Source organism: Aquimarina macrocephali JAMB N27 (assembly GCF_000520995.1).
Classification (GTDB): domain Bacteria; phylum Bacteroidota; class Bacteroidia; order Flavobacteriales; family Flavobacteriaceae; genus Aquimarina; species Aquimarina macrocephali.
The window spans coordinates 48,938-66,866 of sequence record NZ_JACA01000015.1; the positions used below are offsets into that span (position 1 = coordinate 48,938).

The 17,929-nt window shown below is 34.7% G+C and carries 9 protein-coding genes; 6 read left to right on the forward strand and 3 right to left on the reverse strand.

Translation table 11 applies throughout. The annotated features are described in order from the left end of the window. Positions 1-4 precede the first annotated feature (4 nt). The 6 genes from Z054_RS0111800 (at position 5) to Z054_RS0111825 (ending at position 5,748) form a co-directional block, all read left to right on the forward strand. Positions 5-538: a zinc metalloprotease gene (locus tag Z054_RS0111800; RefSeq protein ID WP_024770273.1), complete on the forward strand. Its 534-nt coding sequence runs from the start codon at positions 5-7 to the stop codon at positions 536-538. 65 nt (positions 539-603) lie between these two features. Further along, positions 604-939, forward strand: coding sequence for a PadR family transcriptional regulator (locus Z054_RS0111805; RefSeq protein WP_024770274.1), 336 nt, complete (start codon positions 604-606; stop codon positions 937-939). A 1-nt stretch (position 940) separates the two neighbouring features. Further along, on the forward strand, positions 941-2,695 hold the full coding sequence (locus Z054_RS0111810) for a PspC domain-containing protein (RefSeq protein ID WP_024770275.1): 1,755 nt from the start codon (positions 941-943) through the stop codon (positions 2,693-2,695). 63 nt (positions 2,696-2,758) lie between these two features. Next, positions 2,759-3,478, forward strand: a complete 720-nt coding sequence (locus Z054_RS0111815) for a head GIN domain-containing protein (RefSeq protein ID WP_024770276.1) — start codon at positions 2,759-2,761, stop codon at positions 3,476-3,478. 421 nt (positions 3,479-3,899) lie between these two features. Further along, the gene (locus Z054_RS0111820; protein ID WP_024770277.1) at positions 3,900-4,670 is read left to right on the forward strand and encodes a hypothetical protein; all 771 of its coding nucleotides are present in this window, start codon (positions 3,900-3,902) and stop codon (positions 4,668-4,670) included. 220 nt (positions 4,671-4,890) lie between these two features. Continuing rightward, the gene (locus Z054_RS0111825; RefSeq protein WP_024770278.1) at positions 4,891-5,748 is read left to right on the forward strand and encodes a GIN domain-containing protein; all 858 of its coding nucleotides are present in this window, start codon (positions 4,891-4,893) and stop codon (positions 5,746-5,748) included. Positions 5,749-5,801: 53 nt separating this feature from the next. On the opposite strand, the gene trxB is transcribed toward Z054_RS0111825, so the two are convergent. The 3 genes from trxB to Z054_RS0111840 all read right to left on the reverse strand — a co-directional run bounded on the left by trxB (position 5,802) and on the right by Z054_RS0111840 (position 17,924). After that, positions 5,802-6,770 carry a thioredoxin-disulfide reductase gene (gene trxB, locus Z054_RS0111830; protein WP_024770279.1) on the reverse strand — a complete coding sequence of 323 codons (969 nt, stop codon included), beginning with the start codon at positions 6,768-6,770 and terminating at the stop codon, positions 5,802-5,804. Between the two features lie 347 nt (positions 6,771-7,117). Continuing rightward, complete coding sequence (locus Z054_RS0111835) at positions 7,118-7,645, reverse strand: hypothetical protein (protein ID WP_024770280.1); 528 nt, start codon at positions 7,643-7,645, stop codon at positions 7,118-7,120. A 4-nt stretch (positions 7,646-7,649) separates the two neighbouring features. Next, the gene (locus Z054_RS0111840; RefSeq protein ID WP_152538531.1) at positions 7,650-17,924 is read right to left on the reverse strand and encodes an RHS repeat-associated core domain-containing protein; all 10,275 of its coding nucleotides are present in this window, start codon (positions 17,922-17,924) and stop codon (positions 7,650-7,652) included. Positions 17,925-17,929: the final 5 nt, after the last annotated feature.

The following is a 17,929-nucleotide window of genomic DNA, read 5'->3' on the forward strand; positions in this document are numbered from 1 at the left end:
TATAATGAAGCAAACAATTAACATAAAATATATTTTAATAACCGCTCTTGCTGTTCTGTTGTCCTTCTTTTTTCATGAATTGGCACATTTACTTACAGGAAAGTTATTAGGATATTCAATGAAGATGACACTTAATTCGGCTTTCTTGGTAAATGGAGAATATGAATCTGCATGGCATGATCATTTTATAAGTGCTGCAGGACCAATTTTCACTATACTAACAGCATTTGTGTTTTTTTATGTGATCAGAAAAACAAAAAACACATACTGGTATCCATTCTTGTTTTTTGCTTTTGCATTTAGATTAATGGCTATGATTGTATCTATCTTTAATCCTAATGATGAAGCCAGAATAAGCCAATGGCTTGGACTTGGACAATGGATACTACCGTTAATTGTATGTTTTACTTTATTTTTTCTTGTCATAAAAACGTCAAAAGAACAAGGATATAGTTTAAAATTTAACCTAATCAATTATCTTTTAACCTCTGTTTTAATTGCCGGTGTAGTACTTTCTGATCAATATTTTTTAAAATAATCATCAATCATCAAACACCAACATCAATCAAAAAATGAACAGTTTAACTTTTAAAAATTAGTTTTATGAAGATCGAAAACACAAAAGCGCAAATGCGCAAAGGTGTTCTGGAATATTGCATACTTTCTATCCTTAAGGACGATGATGCCTATGTAGCTGAAATTTTAGAAACCCTTAAAGACGCAAAGATGCTTGTGGTAGAAGGCACGATATATCCCTTATTAACTAGACTCAAAAATGCTGGATTGCTGAGTTATCGCTGGGAAGAATCTACATCAGGGCCACCACGAAAATATTACGGACTCACAGAAACAGGAAAATTGTTTCTTAATGAATTAAATACCACTTGGGACGAATTACGGAATGCTGTAAATCTGGTAACCAAACAAAAAAAGAAGTAAAATGAATAAGACAGTTAATATAAATTTAGCAGGCATATTTTTTCATATAGACGAAAACGCTTATCTAAAACTGCAACGCTATCTCAGTGCTATAAAACGCTCATTTACCGATTCACAAGGGAGAGATGAGATTATATCTGATATAGAGGCCAGAATAGCAGAATTGTTCAGTGAAAAAATAAAGGATGAACGACAGGTTATCGGAAACAAAGAAGTAGAAGAAGTAATTGCCGTAATGGGGCAACCAGAAGATTATAGATTAGATGAAGAAATCTTCGAGGATGAACCAAATACAACATATCAAAAAACGAAAGCATCAAGACAGTTATTTAGAGATACTACAAGTTCTTATGTTGGAGGAGTAAGCTCTGGTTTAAGTCACTATCTGGGGATTGAACCAATTTGGATTAGATTAGCCTGGTTATTGTTTACTATTTTTTCTAGTGGTGCATTTATTCTAATCTATATCGCATTTTGGATTTTTGTACCAGAAGCAAAAACAACAGCTGATTTTTTGGCTATGAAAGGCGAAGCTGTTAATATCAGTAACATCGAAAAGAAAATTAAAGAAGGATTTGATGGTGTAGCAGATACGGTAAAAAATGTAGATTATCAAAAATATAGTAGCAAGGTAAAAAGCAGTTCTACTACTTTTTTTGAAGCTTTAGGTGATGTATTACTATTCTTTTTAAAGATTTTTGTGAAATTTATCGGTGTGATTCTTATTATAGTAGCCGGTGTTACTCTTATTAGTTTATTTGTTGGTCTGTTTACAATAGGAACATTTGGATTTATGGATGTTCCCTGGGTCGAATATATTGAAGTAGGTAGTCACCCCGAAGTTCCATTATGGTTAATATCATTAGTAACATTTTTTGCTGTAGGAATACCTTTTTTCTTTTTATTTATTCTTGGGTTAAAAATTCTGATAAAAAACCTAAAATCAATCGGAACACCAGCCAAATTAGGCTTACTAGCCATATGGATATTTTCTCTTATCGGGTTAGGAATTCTTGGAGTTAGACAAGCTACACTCGAAGCTTATGACGCAGATGTGATCATGGAGCAAAAAGTACTTCCTATTACAAGTAACGATACGTTAACCATAAAAATGGAAGGAAATAATAGGTATGTCAAACATTTATACCATAGAAATGATTATAAAATCAAAAGAGATGACCAAGGTAATCGAGTAATCGTTATCCGAGATATAGAAATATACTTAAAAGCTTCAAAAAGAGATTCGACAGTACGACTTACTATAGAAAAAAATGCAGAAGGAAGATCGTATGAAGAAGCTTCAAAAAGAGCCGAAGAACTCAAATATGGATATGAAGTTAATGGTAATACCCTCTTATTAGATGGATACGCAATTACTGACTATGCAAGCAAATATAGAGATCAGGAAATAAAAGTAATCTTAACATTACCAGAAGGAATTACAGTGTTTGCTAATGATAATACATCAGAATTTAATAACTCATGGAAATACGATGATTATATTTCTATTGATGGTAAAGAAGGAGAATACATCAAATTAGTCGACGGGAAATTCGAATGTAAAGAATGTCCAGAAGATAAGAACGATTGGGAATATAACGAATGGGATGAAGATGATGATAGCGTAAACATAAATATAAACTCTGAAGACAAAGACTTTAAACTAAAAATAGGAGAAGACGGAGTAGAATTAAATAATGAACCCGTAAAAGTAAAAATAGACGAGAACGGAATCGAAATAAAAACCGAAAACTAAATCAATCTGCTTCTGGCAGACTAATCAAAAAACGAACAGTTAAACATATCAAAACAAACAATTATGACTACACTAGCCAAAATTATTATCACCTTTTGCTTATCAGCTTTATGTTGCTCCTGTAATGTTGTCTTTAATGGGGTTAAAGGTCAAGGAGAAGTAATTAGAAAAGAAAGAACCATAAGTCAAGACTTTAACGCTATAAAAGCAAGTAGAGGCTTAGATGTTATCCTGGTAAACAATTCTGATCAAAAAGTAATTGTAGAAGCCAATAAAAACTTACACGATCATATCGAAGTATATGTAGAAGGTAGTACACTATATGTTACTTCTGATGAAAACATATACTATGCAGATGAAAAAAATGTATTTGTATCTTATGACAAAATCAATAAAGTTCATGTTAATAGCGGTGCCAGCATCTCTTCAGATGAAGCTGTAGTTCAAAAAGATCTTGATCTTAGCGCAACTAGTGGTGCAGATATTAAATTAAGAGTAAAGGCAGAAACTATAACAACTTCTGTTACCAGTGGAGCCATGATGAACTTAACCGGAAAAGTAAACAATCATAAAGCAAATGCTACCAGTGGTGCAGATATCCGCGCAGAAGATTTGTTAAGCTTAGTATCCGAAGCAAGAGCAACAAGTGGTGCTTCTATTAAAATCCATGCAAAGGACGAGTTTACAGGAAAAGCAACAAGTGGTGCAGATGTTGTGTACTACGGAAAACCAGAAAAAGTATCTGAAACAGATAACTCTGGTGGAGATGTTAGAGGTCATTAAGATCTAACAACCCAATTAATTTAATCAACCAAAACTAAGCTGTCTGAGAAAGCAACACTAACCAACCAATGCTTTTCGGGCAGTTTTTTTATAGAATCTCTGTTTCTCTTAAATCTAGTTATACCAGTTATACTTTGAATTTACCGTAAAAGAAAATCAGCTATTTTTTGTTTATGTAAAGAAGAAAAATTCAGCATAGCCATAGCTTCGGTTAATTTTTATTTTGAAGCATAGGCGAAAAAGAGAATTTTATTGCGGTAAATTCAAAGTATAACTGGTATTAGAAAACAACTCTTCCCTCCTATAGCATATAAAAGTACAAGAAAGTGTCCTGATTTTTTGATTTTCAAAAAATCAGGACACTTCATAATCTGACAGTATTAAGTTTGCTTCCAATATTAACAAACTTAAAAAAAACAAAATGAAGTATTTAAATGTCACAAAATTCGTGCTTATTGCATGTTTTACACTTGTTATTATCTCCTGTCAAGAAGAAGATCAGGATATCCAAGAAGATATTATAACAAATGACATCTCAGAAGTCGAAGAAATTGATTTGGCAACCTTCAATTTCTCTAACGGAATTAGTTTGACCATGAGCAAAGGGTATGAAGAATCAGAACTCTATGTATCTACTCTGGAATCTGGTCCTAATGACACCAAGATGTTTATTGATTTTAAAAATAACTCTATACTCAAAGTATATTTATCTCTTACTCCCAAAGGTACTCCTGTCCCTAAAGCACTAATAGATTTTGCTAATGCTGATGAAAAAGCAAAACTATCAAGCGATAGACCAGTAGTAGAAAAATTAGATCACTCGGTTTTTTCTATTACAAAATTCCCTACAAAGTTAATGACTACAAATCCTAATTTAGAGACCAAAGCCTTCTGTCATAATTTTCCAGGTGCAGAACAATGTTATAATAGTCAAAAGACCAGTAGACGTTATCAATCCTCTGCTACATGGAAATATATACAAATGTATACATCGGTTTTTCATAATAGTAATGGGGCTGTAACCGCCCACCTTACCTGGGGTAAAAATAAGCATAAACACAAAGAACATACTATACAACCGGGATGGTGGGCAGTAAAAGGAGCATCAAGTACCTTTGGAAAAAGAAGAGGTTCATATCGCGCCGCTCCTTTTGGAGAACATTGGAAAGGGTATACAGATGTTCATAATTAATCATTTTTTGGTAAAAAAATTAGATATTTTAAAAGGTTGCTTATATGGCGACCTTTTTTATTAATAACAAAATATCTCATGTTCATATAATAGATACTACATTATTTTTAATCTGAAATAATATAAACCACTTCTCTATTTATATTTGTAACAAGTTTTATACAAAACTATACTTAAAGGCAAAAAAAACTGTTTATTAGTATATAAATTTCGCACAAATATGAGAGCACTATTGTTAGTATTGGCACTTCTGGTATTGGGAAACACCTATGGGCAAAAGGAAAAAATTAAAGGCAACAAAATTGTTAGCACAGAACAACTAGACGTTGAAGACTTCCATACCATAGAAATTTATGAAGGTTTCGAAGTTACATTAGACGAGGGTAGTGATAATCAAGTAAAGATCGAAGCAGATAGTAATCTGCAAGAGGTTATACAGGTAGAAGTTGTAGATAGTGTTTTAACAATCAAATCGGATCGGGATATGCGACGTGCAAAAGCATTAAATCTCGATATCTCTTATGCTTCAGAATTAAAGAAAATTATACTATATGACAAGGTAAATATTAAATCATTGTCTCCTATAAACACTACTAAACTAATTGTAAATGCAAATGATAATGCCGAAGTATTTCTTACAGCTGATGCCAATCAAGTAGATTGCATAACCAATGGAAAATCGATAGTAGAGTTACATGTTACAGCTCAGGAAGTTACTTATCAAATTAATGAAAATTCAGAAGTAAAAGGAATTGTTACGACTGATAGCCTTAAAGTAGATTTATACCAAAAAGGATATGCTAAACTTGAAGGGGAAGCAAAATCAATGCTGGTTAGAGCAGATAATGATACTGATTTTTATGGCGAAAAATTAAGTGTTGCCAAAACTACACTAATTGCAGAAGGTGCCAGTGATTGTTATATTTTAACTAATGAAGAAATTAGTATTGAAGCTAAGGATAAAACTGAAATCTACCTCCTTGGTGAGCCTAAGGTTATGATGAAAATATTCACTAATGAAGCTATTTTGTATAAAAAAAATATAGACTACGTTCCTAGTAGGTTTAAGATAAATTAAAAAAAAACATCTCGCTAAGCGAGATGTTTTTTTAATGCTATATTTTTTTCGGCTTAAGCAGAAACTTCGTCACTTGTTTCTACTGTTGCCAGATATCGTTCTGCATCCAGAGCTGCCATACATCCGGTTCCTGCAGCAGTAACAGCTTGTCTATACTCTTTATCCTGAACATCTCCTGAAGCGAATACTCCCGGAATATTAGTTTTTGTAGACTTTCCTTCGGTAATAAGATACCCTGTATCATCCATATCTAATTGTCCTTTAAAGATATCTGTATTAGGTTTATGGCCAATAGCTATAAACAAACCGGTAATTTCAATTTCTTCTTTTTTGCCTGTCTGATTGTTTACCATTCGTAATCCTTCTACTACCTGATCTCCTAATACTTCATCTACCTCTGTATTATATAATACTTTAAGGTTTGGAGTATTATTTACTCGATGTTGCATTGCTTTAGAAGCTCTCATATGATCTTTACGAACCAACATCGTAACATTAGAGCATATATTGGACAGATAAGTAGCTTCTTCTGCTGCAGTATCCCCTGCTCCTACAATCGCTACATCTTGCCCTTTGTAAAAGAATCCATCACAAACTGCACAGGCAGAAACTCCACCACCACGTAATTTTTGTTCACTAGGTAGTCCCAGGTATTTTGCTGTAGCTCCTGTAGAAATAATAACTGTTTCTGCTTCAATCTGCGTTGAGTTATCTACTGTTACTTTATGGATTCCTCCTTCTGTAGTATTAAAATCAACAGCAGTTACCATCCCGATACGTACCTCTGTACCAAAACGCTCTGCTTGTTGTTGTAATTGTACCATCATCGTAGGACCATCTATTCCTTCTGGGTATCCGGGGAAATTATCCACTTCTGTAGTAGTCGTTAATTGGCCACCTGGTTCCATACCAGTATACATAATAGGTTTAAGATCTGCTCTTGCCGCATATATTGCCGCAGTATATCCTGCAGGACCTGAACCTATAATAAGACACTTTATTCTTTCTATTGTATCAGACATATTCTCTTCGTTTTATATATTGTAAAAGTAGCAATTTGATCATAAACCTTACAGTAAAGTTATTAAGAATTGTTATATCCATATAGACATCTTATATCTATACACTATATATTGAATTTACTACAGCTTTTAATTATAATACCATTTATACTTTGAATTTACCTACGCTACCGCCTGAATCCTTTCGGGTGGCGGATCAAGTAAACAGAATCTATATCTTAATCTATTTTTATTTTATTACTCTTACCCTTATCACTCTAGTAATACCAATCTAATACGGTACCCGACAGAGTCGAGCACTAGCGATCACTCATTCGGGCGGCAGCAGGGTTTAGGTCAAATCCGCGCTATCGTTTTTTTTTCCAATTTTCTAAATCAATTTTCCAACTAACATCATTAGTTAACATTTTTTTATTTATAGCCAAAAAATCTTCAGAATCTAGATAACCATCCATAACTTCACATATTTCTATTTCATTATCATTAATTTCATTATATCTATCCGTCCAAAAAAACATCCCCTTAACTACATCTATTAATTGATTATTTAAAATTTTGACAAAGCAATCAATATATGATCCATCATTTTCATTTGCTAATTGATCTTTCAAAATCACATCAAAATTATCGAGGGCTTTTAAAATTCCCGAGACATAATATCGTTTTTCAAAACCTCTTTTATTAATTAAATCTCTCGGATTAACAACATAACAATCAACATATCCATAGTTTTCATTCTTTACGAACTTTACAATACTATTTCTAAACACAACTTTACACAGCAAATCATTTTCCAACATTACTCCATACCTACCAAACCACTCATGATTTTGCATACTCTGTATAACATATTTTTTTAAATCTAATCCCTTCATTTATTTACTCTTTTACAAAATAACCACCCTTTTCTTTGTACCCTTTGGATTTTAAATAATCTATTTCCCTCTTAAAATGTCTTTTGGTTTTTCTTCCTGTAGCATCTGTAAAATAAAGTAGCTTTTCATTTTTAGTATCTGAAACAACCTTTATATCATCTCCTCTTTTAATAATAGCATCTAGCCAAGGTTCATTATATTGATTCCACCAATCATTATTAACATTATCCCAATCTACATTTCCTTTAGCATCAGTATATTTATCTATTAATTTATTCCAAGACACATCATCACTCAACCTAGATAATCCCCCAATATTCGTACCGTTTTTTTCAATACTATAAGCTTTATCTATATGTTTTATATCATCCCAACTACCAACAATTGAAGTTGTTTTTCCAGGATTAAGCCTACTTAAAAAATAAGCTTCTTTTAACAATACTGCTCCTCTTGCCAAACCTACTTCAACCAATGGTTCCCCAACCACAGCAGCTGTATAAGTCCAAACAGTCTCTTTAAATTTTTCAGAACCTTCATTTAGCTGAGTAGGATTAAACAAATAAGTATTCATAGCCTCACTACCTTTAGACAAAGACCTTTTCAACACCTTAAAGCCAGAATCTTTTGTATAAGTAATTTTAGTTGTACTTCCCTGCCCGTCTATTGTTAGTGTTCCTGAATTAGGACCTGTCCAACCTTTAGTAGAACTATGATAATCATCAGCCCCTAAAACCCAACTCTCATGATTTGCAAAAGCCTTGTAATGTGCTGCTTTTATAGCTCTATAATCAATCCCTTTATCATTTTCACTATACGTAATTGGCTTTGTTCCCCATGGCCCAAAAATTACAATTCTGCTCTCTAACCCATCTAAATCATCTGCCATTATTGGGGTATTACTAGCAAATTGATATGGGGTTAGCCATGGAAATGATTTAAATAATGGGTCTTGGGACAAAAATTTACCAGCTCTTGGATCATATATTCTAAATCCATAATCATATTGAGCTCCTTCACCTTTGATTTCATCATCCTTCTCTTTTCCATTGAACCCATAACGGTAGTCCCCAGAGTTCCCGTACCTGTTGGGCAGGAGCATACCAAACGGGTAATAATCATTAAATGTAAGAACGTCTGGCACAAAGGTAGTAACAACTGTTGGATTAGCATCTGCTACTTCTGTAGATATCGCTACATTATCTATTGCAAATACCTGTGTGATATCATCTTTATCTTTGGTTCGTACCCACTGTATCATAGTTACTACCCCTGTTGCTGTAAACGTAAATGTTTTTTTACCGTTGGTAGTCTCTATTTTTTCACGTAGATCTTCTCCAAAATTAGATGCTTTAATCTTAATATTAGGAGAAGAAGTTAATTCGAGATCATACGTGATCGTATACTCTTTGCCTGGCTCGGTAAGCATAGAATGTGCAATCCCGTCGTTACGATCGGCTACAGATGCTACTAACTGGTTGGTATTTGTTGTTACTTGCGCTCTACCATTTTTAAACCAATTATAATCATCATCTATAGATATCCATCCTTCAAAATCATATTGATTAACAACCTGTGTAGTACTAATACTTGTTTGTAGTAATTTACGGTCGCTAATTACACTTAATACATTACCCAAATGATTAGACAATTCGTAACGTTTGTCGCCAACCGTTTTGGTTACTAAACTGGTTGTCTCTGTTTGCATTGCTAACAATTCCAGATGTTTTTTCTCTACTCCTAGTCTGCTACTCCCATATATTTGATGTTCGGTTAAGGTTATTTGTTTTTGATTTGTAATATCCTGTGGGTTGGACTCATTAGTCTCATACACTGCCATTACATTACCCTGCGCATCACGTACATATACCGTAACCTCTTCTGGTTGCCCGGGTATAGCCATCACTTTGGCAATACGATTACCTAGTCCATCATATACAAAACGTATACGCACGCCATCTTTTTTAGTAATCTCTCGTACTTTACCATCTACGCGCCAGTCGATATTAGCTATATTATCTTTTTCATCACTTAGTAACTGCCCTATAGCATCGTATTGGTAGTTTCCTTCTTTCTGGTCTTTTAGATCATTAAACTTACTCCCTTTTACAGTATCATCCACATGATCCAACTGATTACTATTTGGCAGGTAGTGATAGGTAAGATCATCCATATCTACTTGATTGCCATTTTTATTAACGGTTACTCTATTTAGCTTTTTTAAATTCCCGTTACGATCATAGCTATATGCACTTGTATAGTTTTGCGGAGTTGTTGTTTTTGAGATATCATAGCCTTTCATATCTTTAATACGATTAAGCTGATCGTACTGGTAATGATTCATCTGTATCCCTTGTGGTGCCCCATTGGTATTTACCAGACTGGTAGTCATCTGCTTTATATTACCATTATACAGATCTTTTGGGTTTTGGGCAGCTGCATTGGTATGTACAAAGGCATTGATAGATCCTACTGACTGGTAATCGTTTTTATAATACCCTAATGTATATCCATAGGCATCTTTTGCTGTTTTTTCTGTACCATCTGCTCCTGGGTCATCTTTAGGATCCAGACTATCAGAATTTACTCCCTTTAACCACCCATGTAGGGTATAGGTATAATCCTGCCCTTGTACTTGTTGATCTCCTAGCACTGTTCTAGCCAATGGTCCATGAGCAAAATATTCATATTGTGCATCCTGCTCCCATATATATCCATCTGCAGAGGTTTCTACCTTTACAATACGGTTATCTGCATCATATGCATATCGGTGTATAAATTGATCTTGTTGCCCCTTTTGGTAGTATACTTTATTTACATTACCACTAATCAAATCATATTCGTATTCTATATTTTTGGTTCCTGAAAAAGGGATATCTTGAGAATGAGACAGGATACGATTATGCTGTACCAGTTCTTTTACATTGCCATGAACATCGTAGTGATAGTAGATCGCATTTTCATAATCCCGGGTTTGTATACCTTCTTTAACCGTATCATAATAATAGATAGCGGTTACCCGGTTACGCGAGCGTGCTTCTACAGTAGCGTCTAATACCCCTATGGCATTAAAAATATCTGCTGCATAACTTACTGGTTTGGTATATTGTGTACGGGTTACTTCGCGTTGCTCCTTGGATATCGAATGCGGATAGGTATCCATATCTACTCGAGTTTTGGTGGTACTATCAATTAGTATTCCTGTAGATGCTTCTATAGCAATGGGGATATTAGGAATTAATTCGCCTGCTTCGATAATACGTCCTAAACCATCATATCGGGTATAACTAAAAGTATTATTTTTTAATTGCTTTGCGTTTTGCGAAGCTATAATTCTACCCAGTTTATCATAGGCAAAACGAGTAATCCCCCCATCTGGAGTATATTGCCATACCAATTGGTTAAGGGCATTATATTTATAACGTGTTTGTAAGCTATGATCTGGTAGCAATGCATCTTCCTCTAACTCGGTATTGGCCTCTCTATAGGTATTGATACGATCATTAAGGGTTCCTGAACCGCTATCGGTTTCTAACTGGTCATCTGTAAAACGTTTTACTCCTTCTGGTGGCACGGTCTGAATTAGATTTCCCGCCTGATCGTAATAGTATAGTGTATACTGATATTCTTTATCAAAATATTGCATATCAAAATGCTCTACTACTCCTTCTATAGCATGCTTTACGTAGGCATTAATAAACATCTGACGTTGCCCCTCTAAATATGCTTGATAGGTATCCAAAGAATAACTGGCATGAATGCTTCGTGTAAGTTCCTCACAAGTATTCTGATCTGATTGTGGTACTTCAATCCCACTCGTATCTACTGGAAAAGGACTCGGGATAGGAATACATGTACCTCCTTGTTGTAATTGTACTAAGTGATTGGCAGTAAAAGTACGCCATGAATCTCGTTTATCTACTGGAGTAGTATTGGTATGCGCCTTATAAGCATTGATCACGTTAACCATATCCCTATATCCATAGTTAAAATCGGTTGCCCCAAAATCGGCTATGGTCATATAGAAAAGAGATTGAGTATTGCTAACTCCCATAGTTTTTAAGTACTGATCATAGTCTGCCACCAAGTACCCCAAGTGGTATTTACAGAAATCATCTGAACTATAATTCTCCTCTGTATCTCCTATTCTTATTAGAATGTTTTTATAAACCTCATAAGCATCTGTACAACTTACTGGTGGTAAAGGTTGTGGTAAACAAGGCTCTGCACAAGGTTCGTTTAATCGAGCAGCAAAAGTGATTTGTGATACTTCTGTAAACCTGGTAGCTTGTCTACTAGTTAATAGATTTGTGTTTTTATCAAACGTAGTTGTTTGAGTACTACTAACAGGAGAAGTATTACTATTATTATTAGTACTTCTGGTCGCTGTTGGATTTAAATTTACTGCTAATAGGTCGCAAAGGGAAAAATCTACTCCATATGATTTTCCTTCAATTTGTTCTTGCCGACTAATTGATAAAATAACATTTTTAGCTAAAATAATTTCACCGCTTGTATTTCTATATCGTATCGAAGCACTCACCCCCCCAGAAGTTGTGGAGTAAGAGAATTTGGACGAATCCAAGATCATTATATCCAAAATCTCTTCTACGTTATAAAAGTCCTCTTCAAAATCAAGCCTAAAATAGGTATAACCATTATATGGGTATCCGGTTGGCCAAGTATTAGAGTTATAAGCTGCATCAAATAACATCCAATGTCTTGTATTATTATGAATCAAGCCTATTCTAGAAGGATCACCATATATCCTGCTAGAATACCTAACAAAATCATCAGAATATGTTAATGGTGGATTATGAGCCTCGTATTGTGGCGCAAGTCCTATTCTAATTCTTTCTCCAAGCTGAAAAGAACCGAAGAACAGATCATCATATACTGCTTTAGGGATTTGTGTACCTGTTCTTTTTGCCTCTAATTGTGCATTAAATATTCCTCTAATTAGTTCTTCAAATTGATTTTCTAGATCTGGATTTGCTTGGCAAGCAGATACATCTTCATTTTTTAATTCGTCTGGATCTGGTAGTAATGGTAAATTTTCTGCTTTATCTAATAAATCACAACCAAACCATAAATTAGAGGGATTAATTCGTCTAATGTTATCTTTTTGATACTCAACAATTTTTGTATCACTTTCTACAATAGTATTATTTTCATCTTTATGAGAAATTATAAACTTTGCAAGTCTAGGGTAATTATAACCACCAAAATTATTTTTAATTCCAACGATATTCCCCTTATGTAAGTTCTTAATATCTGTAGTGATATCAAATCTAATAACTTGTATATCTGAAAAACGTATTTCAAACTGACAGTTATATCCTCCGTTCTGATCTCCAAAAGTAGCATACACATGATCCAGATTAGAATAATCAAGCTTAGGAGAATTACAAGAAACATTAACATAACTAGGACCAATAGGATAACATCCACTATTTGATGTGAAGAAATCTTGTAATAAAGTTGTATACTCTGGATATTCTTTCAAGGAAATAGATTGAAAAAGATTATCCGTAGTTGCTTTTCCTTTATCAATTAAAGCATTCATTAAATTGGTCATATCCTCCCCAAATCGTTGCTCTAGAGAATCATCAATACAAACTATGTCTCCAGTTGTTAGGTGATCATTAATATCCCCACAACATAAAAAATTAAGGATTCGTTCTTCATTTTCGGCTGCAGTACCTACGGTACTCACTTTTGTGATTCCTGTTTCTATGGTATTTAACCAAGTGACCTGTACGGTTTGCGCAGTAATGGTATTAGACACCCCTTCTGTTAACCCAAAGCTTACTGCACTAATAGTTCCCTGATCGGGAAGCATCGTATCCAGACTCCATTGCATTTTTTTTACTCCATCTACAGTCAAGGTATACACACCACCTCCTAGGCTATTCCATAGCACACTGGTTCCTCCTCCAAAATACTGTGCTAAGTAACTATTGGTATATTCTGGTAATTGTACGACATCATAGGACATTGCATTAATTTTTCCTAATTCTATTAGCTTGTTCAATAATTTCACCATAGACTTAGAGAAATAACTCTCTATGTTACAATCTCCGGATTCGTCCCAGGTATTTCCTGTTCCCAAATATTGTCCTACTCCGTTGGGGGTTCCTACACTACATTCGGCAATACGAGCTTTGGTAGTTCCATTAAAAACAATCTCTTTTAGAACTCCGTTTTCTTCTATCTGCGCCAATAACTGGTATTCAAATACCTTTGCCGTTGTATTATAGGTAGCATGTATCTTACTAATATTTGTTATGCTCCATTGTTGTCCATAGGTACTCCAACTTTGTGAAAAGGTATACGGTAAACTAAGCGTTTGCTCTCCCTTATCTAATGGTGCACCTACTCCTATTTGCTGAGTATATTTTTTTTCATTTACAGTTCCTGAAATAATAACATCCTGTGTTGCTGGGAAACTACCTCCTAGCTCGTTAAATAATGCCATCGTAAAATACTGCCCTGTATATGCAAGAGGTGTTTTTGGCGTTCCTCCTTTTTGATTGAGATCATTAAAAAAACCACCCCAGTATAATTCTAAATCTCTTGCCAACGGACAAATACCTGTATTAATAAAATATTCGTAGTTTACCTGCTCGGCAATATCATTCAATACCTCTTCTGGAGTTGCTCCAGCATTGTGGTACATGTCGGTAGGCTGAAAACGTTTTTGTTTATTTTGATAGGCCGAGGACTTTTCATATTGGCAAAGTCTATCTGTGGTATTACTTATGTATGTTTGCAAAGAGGTTATTGCACTTCTGTTATAGGTATCTAAACGAGCGATCAAACTAACTGGCGCTTCTGATACTCCAATACAACCATTGTAAAATCCTCTTTTAAGGGCATAAGCATCCATAAAAGCAGAAAGGATACGTTGCTTAAGCCCCATATAATTGGTCTTATAGGAGTTCCAGAATTGATCTTGTTTATCTATCGACAATCTCTGAATTGCAGAATACACTGCTGATACTCCTGCTGGCACACTACACTCTTGTAAGGTGTTACAAATCGCAGTTTTATATACCGAAGCCATTAAAGATGCTTTAGAGCCATCATAATTTGTTGTTAGAGCTTCTTTTATAATAGATTTTTTGGCAGTATATAATGCACTGGTCTCAAAGTTATTTGGTAATGCTTTTGTAAAATAAGGGTCCTTATCGGCTATAATTGTTCCATTACTAGATAAAACCCCTGCTTCTACTGCATCTTTAAATGTTGTTATGGATTTTAGATAATTATCATACCCATCAGGATTAAAATAACTGTTTGTAGTTCCTGAGCGAAGCATTTTTAATTGGCATACTGCTGTACTGTATGCTAAATAACCATACTCTGGGTGGTATGTTATCAGCGAAGCTGCCCAACTATTCTGCCAGGTATCTGGATGTATTAAATCAGAAACATACTCTAAGTACTGTGGTTCTACAAATACTTGCTCTGGGTTTTCTGTATCCTCCTGAACAGGACTATCTGCAATGATAGAAGGGGTATATGTAATGGTTTCTACCCCATCCTCATCAATGTCAGTCTTTTTTTGAATAGTTATATAACTAATTGTTCCATCTTTTTCATAATAATGCCCTTTTGCATATAGTTCTATCTGTGAGGATGGTTGTGGATCATAGGTTTCATGCCTGGGGTTTCTCCAACTATTATGTACCGCATCACTTACCTGTGTACTTAATAAACGGTTTTCTGTATTGAATATATTTAACAGTGTAGTCCCTGATACTCCTGCTCCATATTGCCCTAAAGGACTTATATCTTGCAGTAGTTGTTCTTTTTTGGACTGACAACTAATTGAATCTGCGGTATCTTCATTAGCTCCTACACTGCCATCAGAACATGGTGCCATACAAGCTTCTAATGCCTGATCCCATTGGGCTGCTAATGCATTTTTTAGTTGTTGAATTTCTATGGTTGTCAATAAATCTAATTGTGTAGAGTCATAGGTTTCTATTTGATCGTCTACATAAGTTTGTCTTGCTTCTTCGTTGGTTGTAAAATCTCCTCTTAAACTTTGAGCACATTCTTCACAACTAGTAAAACATCCATCTAGGAGTAAAGGTGAAGGAGATACATCTTCTTGTTTTATATAACAAGGATCGTTAGGATCTTGCAATCTGGCGATATAATCGTCTGCATATTCTTTTAACTTTTCTGAATCAATCTCCAGATCTTTATTGATATTAAAAGTTCCTCTTTTAATCGGAATTTCCATTTCATCCAGAGCAAAAGTATTTCCGTTAGTTCCTCCTAAAACCACAGAAGTTTGTTGCACTGGATTCGTCATCAAACTTTGTGCTGCATCGTTTACAATATCTATGGTTAAATTATACGCTAAAGGATAAGTAACTTCGCATTCCTCTGTTTCGGTGATTTTAGTTTTAAAAACAAAATTGGGTTGTTCATGAATCAGATCGTATACAAATTTCCTGGTTTCATGATGTATGGCTGTTTTGACTGAGGTATAGGATAATTGATCTTGCAAATTTCCTAATATCCCTGTACTTCTTATAGCATTATGATCTTCGTTGTTATCGGTATCACTACGTTTAATTTTTCCCAAAAGATCGGTACGGATTTGTTTATGTAATCCTGTGTCATCATTTTCTTCGTCTAATCCAATTAGATGATCTGGTTTGTATCCTGCAAGAGCAGTTGCAATGGTACGTCCTTGCGGATCCAGATAACTAATACTTAGTTGACGGTTAGGATCTAACACCATATTTTTTTTGTAATGGACTGCATTTCCTACCGAGTAACCAAACAAACGATTTAACTCTTTTTGCTCTGGTGTACCGTAGTAATATTCCATTTCATGTCCAGATCCTAATTGATGTGTTGGTCCTACTCCACTTTTTCTGCGAATACGTCCTGTATTATCTGGAGTATATTCGATTTGAGACATAGGAAGTCCTTGTGCATCAGGTATTCTATTCTTTAAAGATCCCGTAATGGTATTTGCTGTAGAATAATAGTTTGATGCTCCCGATTGCACCCCCATAAGTTTATCAGCAGAAGGCTGATCTATTATGTTTTGAAGGTTTTCGTCAAAATCTTGATAGCTATAAAAATGCCCTTCGGTATCAGTATTAAAATTAAGGTAATATTTTAATTCTGCATCATTGGTTGGTACAGGAAGTACTTCTACCGCAGGACGCCCCTGCGCATCATAAATTACCTCACCAATAATAGCATGCTGATCGGTATTAATAGTAGTAACTGTTTGTCGGTTACGAAGACCTCCATCAAAGTAACTAACTACTTCTTTCTTTTTTCCGTTTTCTGCATACGAGGCCTGAAATTGCCAATTTTTGTCAGACTCATGCTCCAACTCCTTTGTTATCTCAAATACATGAGGCCAGTCTGCAATAGTATTTTTAACCGATGCACCACTAGTCCATTCTCCTAATTTTTCTCGGGATATATCTTCTAAAAAATGTCCAACTGCCCGCACTCTATAAATCAAGTACCCTTGCGAATACACCAATGGTATTTGGTAATTATTTTGTTTTACACGAACCCGAGTACTATTTTGTCTAAAGTTTTTTTCTGTAAAATACACTTCATCTACTCGTAACGGAATTGTATTTTCTCCATAATTATCTACCCAAGTCCATTCCAGATCATATTCTTTTGCTCCATCTACATGTTTCCAATAAAACTCTACCTCTTTTCCTTTAGGAGTAACATTCAAAATAGGAGCTGTACTATCTAATGCTTCAAAACGCTCTTTTTGATGCCCAATGACTAACCGTATATTAGATGGGATTGTTCCGTTTTCTACTGTAGCTATATTATTTTCTATATCCTCATAGCTATATTTTAATATTTTTACCTGTGCTCCATAAGCTCCCTTTAAGTTGTACTGTTGCTTATCGATGTAACTACCTGCTCCTAATGCCCTATTTTGCTCTACATGCAATTCTTGCGTATGACTGGTGCTAGCTGGGATACCATCTGCCTTTATAGGTGTAACCTCTATAGTTACAGAGAATTTATAGGTGGTAAATGGAGCTGTATCTGGTAATATGCTTAAGTTAACATAAGCAAATGGTCCTTTGTCTATTGCCGTAGCCGTTGTTAGGAAAGAAGATTGATACGTTAGTATATTTCCTACTTGTTGTGCCTGCTCTAGTACTGTACCATCAAATACTTGCTCTTCTTGTGCATAGACATTATAGGAAAGCATGATCATAGCTATCCCAAAAATATACCTATAAATGTGTTTTTTTAAATTGTACATAGCGT

Bases quoted from the DNA above. Each gene is read 5' to 3' on its own strand.
- Z054_RS0111840 (WP_152538531.1), bottom strand. From the start codon at position 17,924: ATGTACAATTTAAAAAAACACATTTATAGGTATATTTTTGGGATAGCT.
- Z054_RS0111800 (WP_024770273.1), top strand. From the start codon at position 5: ATGAAGCAAACAATTAACATAAAATATATTTTAATAACCGCTCTTGCT.
- Z054_RS0111835 (WP_024770280.1), bottom strand. From the start codon at position 7,645: ATGAAGGGATTAGATTTAAAAAAATATGTTATACAGAGTATGCAAAAT.
- trxB (WP_024770279.1), bottom strand. From the start codon at position 6,770: ATGTCTGATACAATAGAAAGAATAAAGTGTCTTATTATAGGTTCAGGT.
- Z054_RS0111805 (WP_024770274.1), top strand. From the start codon at position 604: ATGAAGATCGAAAACACAAAAGCGCAAATGCGCAAAGGTGTTCTGGAA.
- Z054_RS0111810 (WP_024770275.1), top strand. From the start codon at position 941: ATGAATAAGACAGTTAATATAAATTTAGCAGGCATATTTTTTCATATA.
- Z054_RS0111820 (WP_024770277.1), top strand. From the start codon at position 3,900: ATGAAGTATTTAAATGTCACAAAATTCGTGCTTATTGCATGTTTTACA.
- Z054_RS0111825 (WP_024770278.1), top strand. From the start codon at position 4,891: ATGAGAGCACTATTGTTAGTATTGGCACTTCTGGTATTGGGAAACACC.
- Z054_RS0111815 (WP_024770276.1), top strand. From the start codon at position 2,759: ATGACTACACTAGCCAAAATTATTATCACCTTTTGCTTATCAGCTTTA.